Below are 14,140 nucleotides of genomic sequence, written 5' to 3'. Positions count from 1 at the left end.
CGTGATGGGAATAAAATTGACAGACGTAGCGCAAAAGGCGGGCGTTTCGGTGACTACGGTGTCCAGGGTAATTAATAATTACGGCTATTTAAGTCAAAAAACAATCGATAAAGTCCATGCAGCAATGGAGGAATTAAATTATCAGCCGAATTCACTCGCTCGCTCGCTGCAAGGCAAAAACACACAATTAATCGGATTAATTTTTCCAACCGTATCCCATCCTTTTTTTGGTGAATTGGCAGCGAAAATGGAAACAAAGCTGTTTGAACTAGGATATAAAACGATTCTTTGTGATAGTGCGGATAATAAGGAGAAAGAAAGGGACTACCTGCGAATGCTGGCGGCTAATAAAGTTGATGGCATTATTGCAGGGGCGCATAATCTTGGTATTCCGGAGTATGAAAAGGTGGGGCTTCCGATTATTTCCTTTGATCGATATTTAGCTGATGGTATTCCGATTGTTTCTAGTGACAGCTATCAAGGAGGGAGAATAGCGACTGAACAATTATACCAGCGAGGCGGCAGGCGGATTGCTATATTCACTGGAACGAATGAATCTGCTTCGCCAACGAATCGCAGATTGGATGGTTATATGTCAGTGATGAAGGAATATCATTTGGAGCCGTTAGTTTACCAGTTTCCATTGGACTATTCCCCCTTTTTAAAAACGATAGAGATTCGAAATATATTAAGAGATGAAGCGGTGGATAGTATCTTTTGTACAGATGATTTAACGGCGATCTTAGTGATGAATGCAGCTAACGAGCAGGGTTTAAAAGTTCCTGAGCAGTTAAAAATCATTGGCTATGATGGAACGGAATTTATTCAGAATTACTTCCCTCATTTATCCACCGTATTACAGCCAATCGATGAATTTGTCGATTTATCGATTAATTTATTAATGAAACGCATAGATAATCCAGAAGCAGCCTTAGATAATCTTTATCAACTACCAGTGAAATTTGTCCAGAGGCAGACGAGTTAAAAAAATGGGACTGCCATCAGTAGTCCACTGATAGTTAACTCTGTGATGAATGGGAACAATAGCCGAGTCCTTGACGGCTGTTCCCAGATTAAGCTAGAGCCATCATTACATTCTTCTTGTTAAAAATAAAGGTTCAGTAATCATTTTCAAGAACCTATTTCATCAAATCCAAAAGTAGCGAATTTTTCTACACCATTTTGACTGGATAAGGTCAACCACTTCAGCTTTTACCCACGAGGCGTAAACATACGCTATTTTTTTATCAAGACGTCGATGATTCCGTCATTAGTGATGGAATTAAAATAAAATAAAAAATAATAAAATCGCCCAAAACAAACCTGTTTCTTGATATAATAGTACTGGTTTATAATTATTTTAGGTTTTATCATCGATTTTAAAAGAAAATGAAACCTTCATCAAGAATCGTACGTAATATAATTAACCGCAAATGTAGCGGAGGTATATAGATGATCGAAGAAAAAATCACACATTATATAAAACAAGTGAAAAAGGGTGACCAGACAGCATTTGAGGACATCGTAGCGTATTATCAGAATCGAGTTTTCGCTATTTGTTTCCGTATGGTTGGAAATAAGCAAGAGGCAGAAGATATTGCGCAAGAGGCATTTATTCGAGCATATTATAATATTGAATCATTCGATGAAAATCGTAAATTCTCGACTTGGTTATATCGAATTGCTACGAACTTGACGATTGATAAGCTGCGTAAGAAAAAACCTGATTATTACCTCGATGCGGAAATTAAAGGGTCTGATGGGCTGAATTTATATGGTCAATTAGCGTCTGATCAGCCATTGCCTGAGGAAGAAGTAGAAAGTCTTGAAATTCAAAGCCATATCCAAAAAGAGATCATGGCTCTACCTGCTAAATATCGCAGTGTCATTGCCTTGCGTTTTCTTGATGAACTGTCACTCAAAGAGATTAGCGAGGTATTAGAAATGCCGGTAGGAACGGTCAAGACAAGAATCCATAGAGGCAGGGAAGCTCTTAGAAAAAGACTTCGCCATCTGTAAGGGGTGTTGATGAGAATGAAATGTAATAAAGAAATGGTAAGCTTAATGCATCAGTATTTAGATGGTGAGATAACGACAGTAGATAAAGAACGACTACGTGCACATCTTCAGACATGCCCAACATGTCAGCAGCACTTTAAAGAACTGAAGCGGGCCGTAGCTCTCGTGACGGCAACGAATGAATTGAGACCATCGTCCAGCTTTACGCGTAATGTCATGGCGTCTTTACCGAATGAAAAGAAACGAATGACGGCCAAACGATGGATAAGGGTGCATCCTTTATTAACAGCTGCGGCGGTGTTTTTCATTTTTATGTTCACAGGTATTTTCTCTGCTTGGAATCAAGAAGATCAATTAAGCTATTCCAATGCGGGAGATCTTGTGGTAGAAAATGGTACGGTCATCGTTCCGGAGGGCGTGGTCATTGAAGATGATTTGGAGATAAAAAATGGTGATGTAAGAATCGACGGAGAGGTACAGGGGGATGTGGTTATTATCAATGGCAATAACCTCACTGCTTCTGCTGGGAAAGTGGCCGGAGACATCAAAGAGGTGGATCAATTATTCGCCCGATTATGGTATAAAATCAAAGATACGACTCGAAGTATTTTTCATCTGGATTAGCAATGATTTCTATTAGGATCATTGCTTTTCTGTGACAAAGAGCCTTCACCAATATAAATCGTAGATATCCTGCCATCCTATCCTGTATAATTGCATGATCTGTGTCATAAGGTATAGAAGAGAAGCATGTATTTATTTAAGTAATCCAAGGTAAGTATGCTATAATAAAAATGATAATACTATAATATAGGAAGAGGATTCGGATGGAGATAAGGTTGTGGTGGCATGTTTAGCGGGGACTGGAACTTTCTAAACATATTAAGAGTTATTTTGGATATTGCAATTGTTTGGTATGTTTTATATAAATTATTAATGTTTATTCGTGGAACGAAAGCTATTCAGTTATTAAAAGGTATTTTCGTTGTTATTTTTATCTATTTATTAAGTGTCTTTTTAGAATTAAATACGGTTCGAATGATTATTTTCCAAGTGATTATGTGGGGGCCGCTTGGAGTGATTATCCTGTTCCAACCTGAGTTGAGAAGGGCGTTAGAACAATTAGGACGAGGTAGTTTCTTTTCTCGTAATATCACTACCGAGGAGGAAGAACTCAGCCAGTCGATTGAGGCAATTGTTGAGTCATGTGAGTATATGGCCAAGCGAAGAATTGGTGCTCTCATTACCATCGAACGGGAGACAGCCATGGGTGATTATGTATCTACTGGTATACCGATTAATGGGAAGTTGACGAATCAGTTACTAACGAACATTTTTATTCCGAATACACCTTTGCATGATGGGGCGGTTATTATTAATCGGGACCAAATCGTAGCAGCAGCCTGTTATCTGCCGCTATCCGAAAGCCCTTTTATTTCAAAAGAATTGGGTACGCGACATCGAGCGGCATTAGGGATTAGTGAGGTGACCGATGCATTGACGATTACGGTTTCTGAGGAAACAGGTGGTATTTCTTGTACGAAAAATGGAGAGCTGCATCGTGACATCACCTTGGAGAAGTTGGCAGAGTTATTGGAACAAGAATTAATTTCTAAGTTCAAGACCTCATCATCGAAAGGTTGGGATTGGATGGTGAAAAGAAATGAATAGATGGTTGGAGCACCGCTGGGTTATTCGGGTCATTGCCCTTTTTCTCGCTATCTTGCTCTTTGTTGTTGTTGCATTCGATGAGAATGTCAATAATGAGAATGGCGGACTGGACTTAGATTTTGGAAATTCAACGGAGACGCAAACATTAGAAGATATCCCAGTACAGGTGCAGTTAGATCAGGATGAATATGTCGTCACTGGTGTACCAGAAACCGTCACTGTATCGTTGCAAGGTTCTGTTAGTATGGTAACAACAACAGCTAGACAGAGGAATTTTGATGTGTTTGTGGACTTGGAAGACCTCGGTATTGGTACGCACCGTGTAGCCCTTGAAAGTTCGGGGCTATCGGATGGTTTGAATGCCTATATTGATCCACAAGAAATAGATGTGACGATTGAAGAAAGACATAACCAGACGCTCGGAGTGACAGTAGATACCGTCAACCGGGATCAAATTGAACCAGGTTACGAAATTTCCAATGTGTATGCAGAACCAAATGAGGTGGAAGTGACCAGCTCGAAAAGCATTATGGATAAGATTGCTATCGTGAAGACTTTTGTTGATGTAACCGACTTTAATGAAACACAGACACTCAATAATGTGCCGATTAAAGTTTATGATAATCAAGGCAATGAATTGAATGTAAGACTTGATCCACCTACCGCTAATATTACGGTGGATGTGAAGAACCCGAGTAAAGAAGTACCGATTTCCGTTGCAACAGAGAATGAATTGCCGGAGGATATGCGGCTTGTTTCCGCCGAACCGGCCGATGAGGAAGTAGAGGTTTTTGCAGCGGAAAGCTATTTGGAACAGTTAGATGAGATAGCAACAGAACCAATCGATTTAAGTGAGATAACCGAAAGTGGTACGGTGGAAGTGGCGTTAGAAGCCCCTTCCGACGTACGAAAGCTTGGTCAGGAAACCGTCAATGTGGAAGTGGAAGTGGAAGCCGTTGAGGAGGAAGAAGTGGAAGATGTGGCCATTGATTATGATGGACAAGCCGTTTCTTTTGTGGAACCAGCCTCCAACAGTATGACGGTGACCATGAGAGGATATCCTTCTGATTTGGAGGGGATAGCCGCGGGTGATCTACAATTATCAATTGATGTTGGAGATCGTCCGCCTGGTGAATACCAGCTTGATGTAGAATTTGACCGACCAAGCGGAGTTCCAGATGATGTAGAATTTGAATTAGAGCATGAACAAGTAACCATTAACACGCAATAATGATTTTCCTACATATCGAAGATACATGGTGAAGACATGCAAAAAGGAGAGATTTTTAAAAATGGGTAAATATTTTGGAACAGATGGTGTCCGCGGGGTAGCGAATCAAGATTTGACACCAGAACTAGCCTTTAAATTAGGGCGTTATGGCGGATATGTGGTGACAAAAGGAGCAGAGAAACCAAAAATTTTGCTTGGAAGAGATACCAGAATATCCGGGACTATGTTAGAAGGATCTTTTATTTCTGGTTTGCTGTCTATCGGGGCAGAAGTTATGCGATTAGGGGTGATATCCACGCCAGGAGTAGCGTATTTGGCCAAGGTTATGAATGCGCAGGCAGGCGTGATGATCTCTGCCTCCCATAATCCTGTTGAGGACAATGGCATTAAATTCTTTGGTTCCGATGGGTTTAAACTATCTGATAGTCAGGAAAATGAGATCGAAGCATTGTTGGAACAAGAGGTAGACGATTTACCAAGGCCAATAGGAGAAGATATTGGACGGATCAATGATTACTTAGAAGGCGGACAAAAGTATATCCAATATTTGAAAGAAACGATTGATAATGAATTGGATGGTATGCATATTGCTTTAGACTGTGCACACGGAGCGACCTCAGGGCTTGCATCTCAGCTATTTGCCGATTTAGAGGCTGACATTTCGACCATTGGTTCCTCACCAAATGGATTAAATATTAATGATGGGGTTGGATCTACCCATCCTGAAGCATTACAGGCGATGGTAGTAGAGAAAGATGCCAACATTGGTCTTGCCTTTGACGGGGACGGCGATCGTTTAATTGCTGTGGATGAGAAGGGAGATATTGTTGATGGTGATCAAATTATGTTTATCATCGGAAAATATTTCAATTCACTTGGTAAATTGCGTCAATCAACCATTGTTTCTACGGTAATGAGTAACCTAGGTTTCTATAAGGCCTTAGAAGAGAATGACATGAAGAGCAATAAAACAGCAGTAGGAGACCGCTACGTGATGGAAGAGATGCGTAATGGTGATTACAACCTTGGCGGGGAGCAATCAGGGCATATTATTTTCCTTGATTACATTACAACAGGTGATGGTATGCTTTCGGCATTGCAGCTGGTTAACGTCATGCAGGAGACAGGCAAACCATTATCTGAATTGGCAAACGAAATGGAAAAATTCCCTCAAGTGTTAAAAAACGTGCGTGTCATGAAAAAGAATGAGGTTATGACAAATCCAGTGGTTGCCGATGCTATTTCCAAGGTAGAGGCAGAAATGAATGGTCAAGGCCGCGTACTTGTTCGACCATCTGGTACGGAACCATTAGTACGTGTGATGGTGGAGGCACCTACGATAGAGGATTGCAATCGTTATGTAGACGATGTCGCCGCCATTATTCAGCAAATTATGGGATTAGAAGAAGAATAAAAAGTGATACGAGTCATGCCATTTGGGCGTGGCTCTTTTTTTTTATATTTTTGATTTGTGATTGGATTATGGTCGTGATATCACGGAAATGACGGCCAAAATCGGAGAAGAAAGCGCTGAAATGGGCGTCATCGCGGAAATGACGGCCAAAATCGGAGGGAAAAGCGCTGAAATGGGCGTCATCGCGGAAATGACGGCCAAAATCCGAGGGGGAAGCGCCGAAATGGGCGTCATCACGGAAATGACGGCCAAAATCGGAGAAGAAAGCACTGAAATGGGCGTCATCACGGAAATGACGGCCAAAATCGGAGAAGAAAGCGCTGAAATGGGCGTCATCACGGAAATGACGGCCAAAATCCGAGAGGAAAGCACTGAAATGGGCGTCATACTCGTCATTTCTATGATATGGATATTTGGTGTTTTAAAGTACATAGAACTCATTATCCTTGCAGTAATAACTGTTGTAGTACTATCACCCAGCGGAGGAAATAGTGTAAGAAAGGTGGCAAGCGTTATTTATTCCCGCAGCGTTTGCTTCGCACAGATAAAACAATCATACTCACTACTCAGGAAAGTAGCCTGCTTTACACAATCCCGTCTTATCGGCGGTTTTTGTCTCATTGGTCATGCCGCGGTTATTAAATGCTAATACCCTCAATCTCTTTCTCATTAACATCCCTCCCCATCTTTTTTTTACAATTTATTTACCTTGGCTTTATATGAGGTTAATAGTCATTTCTTATACTAAAAACCAAGTAATACAATAGAAAACCAAACAGGGGGAAAAGAAATGACAATCAATTGGAAGCATATGTTGCAAACTGCACTATTAGGGGGGAGCTTGGTTGCTTTAGCGGCTTGTGGTTCAGATACCAACACAAGTGAGGCAGCCATCGACCCTGACAATCTTACACTGGAAGAAATCGAAGAAAAGGCACAAGAAGAAGGAGAGGTTAATAGTGTCGGAATGCCAGATTCCTGGGCAAACTGGAAGGGTACTTGGGATGATTTGAACGAAGAATATGGTTTAGAACACGTGGATACAGATATGTCTAGTGCAGAAGAGATCGCTAAAATGGAGTCAGAAGGAGAAAATGCTACAGCTGATATTGGCGATGTCGGTATTTCCTTTGGACCAATTGCGAAAGACAAGGAAATTACGATGCCATATAAAACAAGCTATTGGGATGACGTGCCAGATTGGGCCAAAGACGACGAAGGGCACTGGCTAGTGGGGTATCAAGGAACAATTGCCTTTATTGTTGATAAAGACCAAGTAGATGAGGTTCCAACATCATGGGACGATTTATTGACAGGGGATTATGAGGTAATGGTTGGTGATGTATCAACCGGGACACAGAGTCAAATGGCTGTATTAGCTGCAGCGATAGCAAACGGTGGCGATGAAACCAATCTACAGCCTGGGATTGATTTTTTCGCAGAATTAGCAGAGAAAGGCAACCTAAGTACAGCCAATAACTTGAGTATAGCTGGAATGGAAACTGGTGAATTGGAAGTAGGAATTATGTGGGATTTTAATGGCTTAAGCTATGCCGACGCGGTAGATTCTGAGCAATATGAGGTCGTGATACCAGAAGAAGGATCGGTTATCAGTGGTTATGCAACCATTCTTAACAAGTATGCACCTAATCCACACGCTGCAATGCTTGCCCGTGAATATATCTTAAGTGATGAGGGACAGATTAATTTAGCAAGAGGATTTGCTCGTCCGATTCGTGACAATGTCGATCTGCCAGCGGAGGTGGAGGAACAAATGATTCCAACAGAGCAATACGAGAATGCCCAGCCGGTTGGTGATCATACTGCATGGGAAGAAACAGCACAGGAACTACCGCAATTGTGGCAAAAAGAGGTACTTATTCATGTCCAATAAGCTGATTATCGTTGTATTGGACGGCTTGCGATATGATGTGGCTATCGAGACATTAGGGTATATGGAACATTTGGTGGAAAAAGGACAAGCATTACGCAGCGCCGTATGTTCCGAACTGCCAAGTCTATCCCGCCCTTTATACGAAGTGTTATTAACGGGCACGCCAAGCTACAGTAATGGGATTCACACGAATAGGAGTGTAAGGCTGTCTAAGCATAAGAGTTTATTCCATCTCAGCAAAGAGGCGGGGCTGACCAATGCCACGGCTTCCTACTATTGGGTTAGCGAGCTCTATAATCGAGCACCCTTTCATTATATCGAGGACAGAATGCAGCTGAACACCGATCAAGCGATTCAAAATGGTATGTTTTATTTTGAAGATACGTATCCAGATTCTCATTTATTGCTAGATGGAGAGGCATTAAGGCGGCGAGTACAACCAGATTTCTTATATATTCACTCGATGAACATTGATGATATTGGTCATAAACATGGCGGGCGTTCCAGTGAATATCGTGAAAAGGTATTACTCGCTGATAATATACTAGCAGAATTAATGCCTATCTGGCTTGAGGAAGGCTATCAAGTTGTGGTAACGGCTGATCACGGAATGTCAGAACAAGGGCAGCATGGCGGTACAACAGAAGCAGAACGTCAAGTCCCGCTATATATGATCAGCAATAAAACCCATAAAGGTATGCAAGATCTGTTATTGCCTCAGCTTCCTTTTGCCTCGTTTATGTGTGAGTTAATGGGGCTGGATAAGGCGGAAACCATGCCGGTATTGCCACAGATGTGGAGAAGCTTGCTTAGACAAGAGGGGGGTAACAAGTGAAACAATCATGGAAGACATGGCTATGCTTGGTTCCATTAGCCTTATTGGTATTAGGTTTTCTCTTTTTCCCAACAATGAATATGGTGATGTCGAGCTTTCAATCCGAGGACGGCAGCTTTACCTTGGCGAACTATCAAGAATTATTTTCCGAGGCTTATTATCTCCAATCGATTACCAATAGTTTGAAAATTGCTTTTTTATCTGCGACAGTAGCGATTATCATAGCAGTTATTGGTGGCTATTCGATTTCACAATTAGCCGGACGCGGGAACAAATGGATGACGACGATCTCGAATATGACCTCTTATTTTGAGGGGATACCATTAGCTTTCTCCTTCATCGTGTTATTAGGGAATAATGGTTTATTCACCTTACTGTTTAACCAACTGGGACTCGATGTGTTTGGTGACTTTAACTTATATTCTTGGTTTGGTCTTGTTGTTGTCTATATTTATTTTCAGATTCCATTTGCTATTATCCTGCTGCTGCCAACCTACCAGGCACTGAACGATGATTGGCGCTATGCCTCACAGCTATTAGGTGGTACAACATGGACATTTTGGCGTAAAATCGGTATTCCGTTACTTTTTCCAGGTGTGATTGGAACCTATACGATATTGATTGCTAATGCACTAGGGGCTTTTGCGACAGCCAATGCTTTAGTAGGTTCCACCTATAATTTGATGCCGATTCAGATTGCCTCGCTAATCTCAGGCGATGTCTTTCTCCAGCCGAATTTGGCCAGTGCATTTGGTGTCCTGTTGGCCTTGATAATGATTGCAGCCCTATGGTCGAATAGTAAAATCATGAAAAAGGTAAGGAGAGATTTACGGTGAAGAATAAAAAGGGACATGTGGTGGTGGCGATTGTTCTGGCAGTTTATCTAGTATTACCGTTGGCCGGTACGTTCTTGTATTCCATCGCAACGGAATGGAGCACAACCATTCTGCCGACATCATGGACATTCGATTGGTATATTCAATTATTCCAAGATTCCCGTTTCCTGCAGGCACTTGGCAGAACGGTACTCGTTATTTCTGTTGCCGTTATTTTATCGATTATCGTCATGCTGCTTGCCACCATAACCATCGTATTATATATTCCCAAATGGGAAGGAGTCTTAAAAACGATCGCCCTGCTACCTTATGGTGTCCCAGGTGTTGCTTTAGCAGTTGGCTTAATCAATCTATATGCCAATGATGTCGTGAATATAGCAGGCACACCATGGATCTTGTTTGGGATTTATGCGATTGTGATTATGCCGTTTGTTTATCAAGGGATTCGCAATAGTTTATACACAATCCATGCCAGAGACCTGATTCAAGCCGCCGAGCTACTAGGTGCTTCCAAGATCAAGGCGGTTATGACGGTGGTATTACCCAATATGAAAAAAGGTATATTCTCCGCAGCATTCTTGGCCATCTCCATGCTATTTGGCGAATTTGCCCTTGCAAACCTTTTAGTTGGCGGACGATTTGAAACCTTGCAAATCTACCTTTATCAGCAATTGAGTAAGAACGGTCACCTGACCAGTGCGATTGTGATTTGTTACTACATGATTATCGTGTTTATTACGTTATTTCTGCTTTATTTTCAATCACCAAAAAGACAGAAGCAAGTCGCATCAGATAAACAAGATATGCCGATTTCAACATTACAACAAACGACTTTGGAAGGAGAAAAATCATGAGTTATGTACAAATTGATTCCCTGCTGAAACAGTATAGTGGAAAAACGGTATTAGACCACATTTCGTTATCGGTCGAAAAGGGTGAGTTCATCACATTATTAGGTCAGAGTGGCTGTGGAAAGAGTACATTGCTGCGAACGATCGCCGGGATTGCCGACGTCGATCAAGGGAGTATTACCGTTAATAACAAGGACATCACACAGGTGCCGTCTCGTAAACGAGGGGTCGGCATGGTGTTTCAATCCTATGCCCTTTTCCCTAACATGACCGTCACAGAAAATATTAGCTACGGATTAAAGTTGCAAAAGAAAAAAGGCTACCAGCAGATTGTTCAAGATACGATGAAGATGATGGGGTTAGAGGAGTTGGGAGACCGTTATCCACATGCATTATCCGGCGGTCAGCAGCAACGTGTGGCCTTATCCCGATCCTTAGTGATGGAGCCCGATGTATTGTTGCTTGATGAGCCTTTTAGTGCCTTGGATGCCAAGATTCGTAAATCACTCCAGCAAGAAATTAAAAATATTCAGCGCAAGCTAAATATTACGACTATATTTGTCACACATGATCAGAAAGAAGCGATGCTATTAAGTGATCGAATTTTTGTCATGAATGAAGGGAAGATTGTCCAAGAAGGTACACCAGACGACATTTATATGAAACCAAAAAATAAATTCATTGCAGGTTTTATCGGCTCATACAATATTATTCCAAGGCAGATGTTGCAAAAATGGACGAATCAGTCAGCTGATTTTGAACAAGATATTGCGATACGTCCGGAGAGTATCACGATGTCCAAAACAGAAAATCGTCGACTACAGGAACAAGCGTATCATGTCGAAGGGAAAATCGTCACCAAAATGGTTACCGGCAATGTATTAATTTACCGCGTAGCCCTTCCCGATCAAACGATACAGATAGACACGTTATACCAATATCATGAACAACTAGATGAAGGAGAAAAAGTACACGTGTACATCCCAAGAGAGGCATGTGTACAAGTTTCATAGCGAGCGAGGTGTAAAGATGGAGTGGTTTCCCGAGGAAAGATGGACCTATATTATAGAGGCATTACAGAAGCATAATAAAGTAAAAGTCAGTGAATTAGCAGATACATTTCAGGTAACCATGGAAACGGTACGACGTGATTTGGATCAGCTGGCTGTTACAGGCGACGTCAAGCGAGTTTATGGTGGAGCGGTAAATATCGGCTATCCACAAGGTGAACCACCTTTGCATCAGCGATCCAATCTGATGACAGAGGAAAAACAAGCCATCGGTAGATCAGCAGTTTCATTAATTGAAAATGGTTCGACCATTGCTATTGATACAGGCACGACCGCACTGGAGCTTACCCATGCGTTAAAGGAAAAAGTTGGAATCACGATTGTTACACATTCCTTAGCCGTGGCAGCTGTCATTGCTGACAAATTAGCAAAGGAAGAATGTAAAGGGGAGCTCATTATGCTTGGAGGACAGCTTAATCCCGAGCAACAATCGATGACAGGAATGATGACCATGGATCAATTAAAGACGTTTAACTTTGATCAGGCCTTTATTTCGGTTGGTGGTATGTCTATGCAAAATGGGTTGAGCGATTATGATTTGAATGAGACGGTGATCTCAAAAGAAATGATCAAAAGATCAAAAGAAGCTATTGTATTAGCTGATCATTCCAAAATAGGAGTGGACGCAGCTTGCAATATGTCCTCTTTTGATCAGGTGGATGTGATTATCTGTTCGGAGGCAAAGCCAAAAGGATGGAAACGAAAGGATTTTGAGAATATAAACTGGATCAAGGCGAGGGGACAAGGCTATGAAAGTAGACTACCATATTCATCTTGAAGAAGGACCATACACACATAACTATCTGGAGAAAATCACCCAATCCATGGAGCATTTTGTACCACTTCCATCCAAGCAATATAGCAAGGCGTGGTTTGCTGAAGTCGTTGCACAGGCACATCGACGCATGCAGGAAACCGAGTACTCCGAATGGTGGTTGAATTTTTACCTCGAACGTGCCAAACAAAGAAATTTGAAAATGGTTGGTATCGTCGATCATTTATACCGTTTTAACGAGACAAGCGATTATTTTCATACATATATGGATACCACATCCAGTGAGATTGGTGCGATTCAAGCAGATTGGCTGGGTTGTGTGATGAATCGCAGCTTATCAGAATTTGTTGAATTCATCGAAGGTCAAAAAGCGAAATGGAAAGCAAATGGCATCGAATTAAAGTTAGGTATGGAAGCAGATTATTTCATTGGGGGAGAGGAGCAATTACAAGCATTGCTCCAGCCTTACCCTTTTGATTATGTAATCGGCTCTGTCCATTTTTATGATGGCTGGGGTTTTGATAACCCAGGCTTGCAAACGAAATTTCTTGATTATGACTTACTGGAGCTATACCAAAATCATTTCGAAACGGTAAAAAGAGCAGCAGCAAGCAACTTGTTTGATATTATTGCCCATTTAGATAACCTCAAGGTATTTAAACATCGCCCTGATGAGGCATTGCTTCGTGATATGTATCGATCTGTAGCAAAAACCTTGAAGCAGGCAGATGTTGCGACAGAAATGAATCCAGGTCTGTATTACCGGTATCCCGTCAAAGAGATGTGTCCTAGTGATACCTTCTTGGATATCTTAGTGGCAGAAGGTGTGCCGTTTACCACCTCCTCCGATTCTCATTTTCCACATGATGTTGGGATCTATGCCGATCAGATTCAGGATAAGCTGAAAGAGAGTGGGGTAAAAGAAATCGCCGTGTTTGATAAGCGAATGAGACAGATGGTTCCGATACACGGATGAATATAAGGAAGCGAAGGCAGATGGGATCGCCTTCGTTTTTTTATCGAGGGTGAGCGTGAATAAGGAACTGAGCTGCAAATCACATGTCTGGTCGTGTGTTGGATCCTCTTTATAAGGGTCAACATTTTAACAAATGGCACATAATATAACAGTATCTTATAAAATCATTGCGAAATAAGAACAGATGATTTAAAATGAAATAGTCGCTTTAAAGAAGTTGTTCAAAAAGCCCAATAAAAATGACGCATCGAACTTTTTGAACACGAACTTAACATGACATCACTCAAGCATAGAAAGGAGCATAGAGACACAAGCGAGTTAGACAAAGCGCCAGGGCTATGACGGTCGAAATGATCATAGCTGACGAGGTGGGGGTTTATCGAGAATGATCGGCGGATACCTCCCGATTGCACATCTCAATCGAGACGTCTTTATCTGAAACCAGGCAGGCAACTACCTGTACAAGGATAACGACAAGATGATCAAATGACTACACGAGAAAGGGGCAGACAATCGCCCCTTGTTAGCTAAAGTCGAATAATAGGCAGAAGCAACGCTACAGGGGATA

The 14,140-nt window shown here is 41.7% G+C and carries 14 protein-coding genes; all 14 read left to right on the top strand.

All coding sequences use genetic code 11. The features are described 5' to 3' along the window. Positions 1-4: 4 nt before the first annotated feature. The 14 genes from E0E32_RS07900 (at position 5) to E0E32_RS07835 (ending at position 13,572) form a co-directional block, all read left to right on the top strand. Positions 5-985: a LacI family DNA-binding transcriptional regulator gene (locus E0E32_RS07900; RefSeq protein ID WP_066188927.1), complete on the top strand. Its 981-nt coding sequence runs from the start codon at positions 5-7 to the stop codon at positions 983-985. A 467-nt stretch (positions 986-1,452) separates the two neighbouring features. Continuing rightward, positions 1,453-2,019, top strand: coding sequence for an RNA polymerase sigma factor SigW (gene sigW, locus E0E32_RS07895; protein WP_066188924.1), 567 nt, complete (start codon positions 1,453-1,455; stop codon positions 2,017-2,019). Positions 2,020-2,034: 15 nt separating this feature from the next. Continuing rightward, entirely contained in the window at positions 2,035-2,643 is a 609-nt protein-coding gene (locus E0E32_RS07890) for an anti-sigma factor family protein (protein WP_066188921.1), read from the top strand. Positions 2,644-2,868: 225 nt separating this feature from the next. Next, entirely contained in the window at positions 2,869-3,690 is an 822-nt protein-coding gene (gene cdaA / locus E0E32_RS07885; protein WP_066188918.1) for a diadenylate cyclase CdaA, read from the top strand. Beyond that, on the top strand, positions 3,683-4,921 hold the full coding sequence (locus E0E32_RS07880; RefSeq protein ID WP_066188915.1) for a CdaR family protein: 1,239 nt from the start codon (positions 3,683-3,685) through the stop codon (positions 4,919-4,921). The genes cdaA and E0E32_RS07880 overlap by 8 nt, the downstream gene beginning before the upstream one ends. 61 nt (positions 4,922-4,982) lie before the next feature. Further along, complete coding sequence (glmM, locus tag E0E32_RS07875; protein WP_066188913.1) at positions 4,983-6,335, top strand: phosphoglucosamine mutase; 1,353 nt, start codon at positions 4,983-4,985, stop codon at positions 6,333-6,335. 61 nt (positions 6,336-6,396) lie between these two features. Continuing rightward, complete coding sequence (locus E0E32_RS07870) at positions 6,397-6,984, top strand: hypothetical protein (RefSeq protein WP_130859480.1); 588 nt, start codon at positions 6,397-6,399, stop codon at positions 6,982-6,984. A 141-nt stretch (positions 6,985-7,125) separates the two neighbouring features. Then, entirely contained in the window at positions 7,126-8,229 is a 1,104-nt protein-coding gene (locus E0E32_RS07865; RefSeq protein ID WP_066188905.1) for an ABC transporter substrate-binding protein, read from the top strand. Then, positions 8,219-9,064, top strand: coding sequence for an alkaline phosphatase family protein (locus E0E32_RS07860; RefSeq protein ID WP_130859479.1), 846 nt, complete (start codon positions 8,219-8,221; stop codon positions 9,062-9,064). Before E0E32_RS07865 ends, E0E32_RS07860 begins: the two co-directional genes overlap by 11 nt. Beyond that, positions 9,061-9,900 (top strand): ABC transporter permease, encoded by an 840-nt coding sequence (locus E0E32_RS07855; RefSeq protein ID WP_286171823.1) that lies wholly within the window; start codon positions 9,061-9,063, stop codon positions 9,898-9,900. Before E0E32_RS07860 ends, E0E32_RS07855 begins: the two co-directional genes overlap by 4 nt. Further along, the gene (locus E0E32_RS07850; RefSeq protein WP_066188897.1) at positions 9,897-10,754 is read left to right on the top strand and encodes an ABC transporter permease; all 858 of its coding nucleotides are present in this window, start codon (positions 9,897-9,899) and stop codon (positions 10,752-10,754) included. Before E0E32_RS07855 ends, E0E32_RS07850 begins: the two co-directional genes overlap by 4 nt. Beyond that, complete coding sequence (locus E0E32_RS07845) at positions 10,751-11,764, top strand: ABC transporter ATP-binding protein (RefSeq protein WP_130859478.1); 1,014 nt, start codon at positions 10,751-10,753, stop codon at positions 11,762-11,764. The genes E0E32_RS07850 and E0E32_RS07845 overlap by 4 nt, the downstream gene beginning before the upstream one ends. A gap of 16 nt (positions 11,765-11,780) precedes the next feature. Beyond that, positions 11,781-12,599 carry a DeoR/GlpR family DNA-binding transcription regulator gene (locus E0E32_RS07840; protein WP_165444989.1) on the top strand — a complete coding sequence of 273 codons (819 nt, stop codon included), beginning with the start codon at positions 11,781-11,783 and terminating at the stop codon, positions 12,597-12,599. Next, the gene (locus tag E0E32_RS07835; RefSeq protein ID WP_130859476.1) at positions 12,571-13,572 is read left to right on the top strand and encodes a histidinol phosphate phosphatase domain-containing protein; all 1,002 of its coding nucleotides are present in this window, start codon (positions 12,571-12,573) and stop codon (positions 13,570-13,572) included. The genes E0E32_RS07840 and E0E32_RS07835 overlap by 29 nt, the downstream gene beginning before the upstream one ends. The last annotated feature ends 568 nt before the right edge of the window (positions 13,573-14,140 follow it).

Origin of the sequence: Gracilibacillus phocaeensis (genome assembly GCF_900626275.1) — a bacterium.
GTDB lineage: Bacteria > Bacillota > Bacilli > Bacillales > Amphibacillaceae > Gracilibacillus > Gracilibacillus timonensis.
Note: the sequence above shows the minus strand (reverse complement) of the source record. Positions and strands in the feature narration are given on the sequence as shown.

Coding starts and splice junctions, on each gene's coding strand:
- E0E32_RS07900 (WP_066188927.1), top strand. CDS start 5: ATGGGAATAAAATTGACAGACGTAGCGCAAAAGGCGGGCGTTTCGGTG.
- sigW (WP_066188924.1), top strand. CDS start 1,453: ATGATCGAAGAAAAAATCACACATTATATAAAACAAGTGAAAAAGGGT.
- E0E32_RS07890 (WP_066188921.1), top strand. CDS start 2,035: ATGAAATGTAATAAAGAAATGGTAAGCTTAATGCATCAGTATTTAGAT.
- cdaA (WP_066188918.1), top strand. CDS start 2,869: ATGTTTAGCGGGGACTGGAACTTTCTAAACATATTAAGAGTTATTTTG.
- E0E32_RS07880 (WP_066188915.1), top strand. CDS start 3,683: ATGAATAGATGGTTGGAGCACCGCTGGGTTATTCGGGTCATTGCCCTT.
- glmM (WP_066188913.1), top strand. CDS start 4,983: ATGGGTAAATATTTTGGAACAGATGGTGTCCGCGGGGTAGCGAATCAA.
- E0E32_RS07865 (WP_066188905.1), top strand. CDS start 7,126: ATGACAATCAATTGGAAGCATATGTTGCAAACTGCACTATTAGGGGGG.
- E0E32_RS07860 (WP_130859479.1), top strand. CDS start 8,219: ATGTCCAATAAGCTGATTATCGTTGTATTGGACGGCTTGCGATATGAT.
- E0E32_RS07845 (WP_130859478.1), top strand. CDS start 10,751: ATGAGTTATGTACAAATTGATTCCCTGCTGAAACAGTATAGTGGAAAA.
- E0E32_RS07840 (WP_165444989.1), top strand. CDS start 11,781: ATGGAGTGGTTTCCCGAGGAAAGATGGACCTATATTATAGAGGCATTA.
- E0E32_RS07835 (WP_130859476.1), top strand. CDS start 12,571: ATGAAAGTAGACTACCATATTCATCTTGAAGAAGGACCATACACACAT.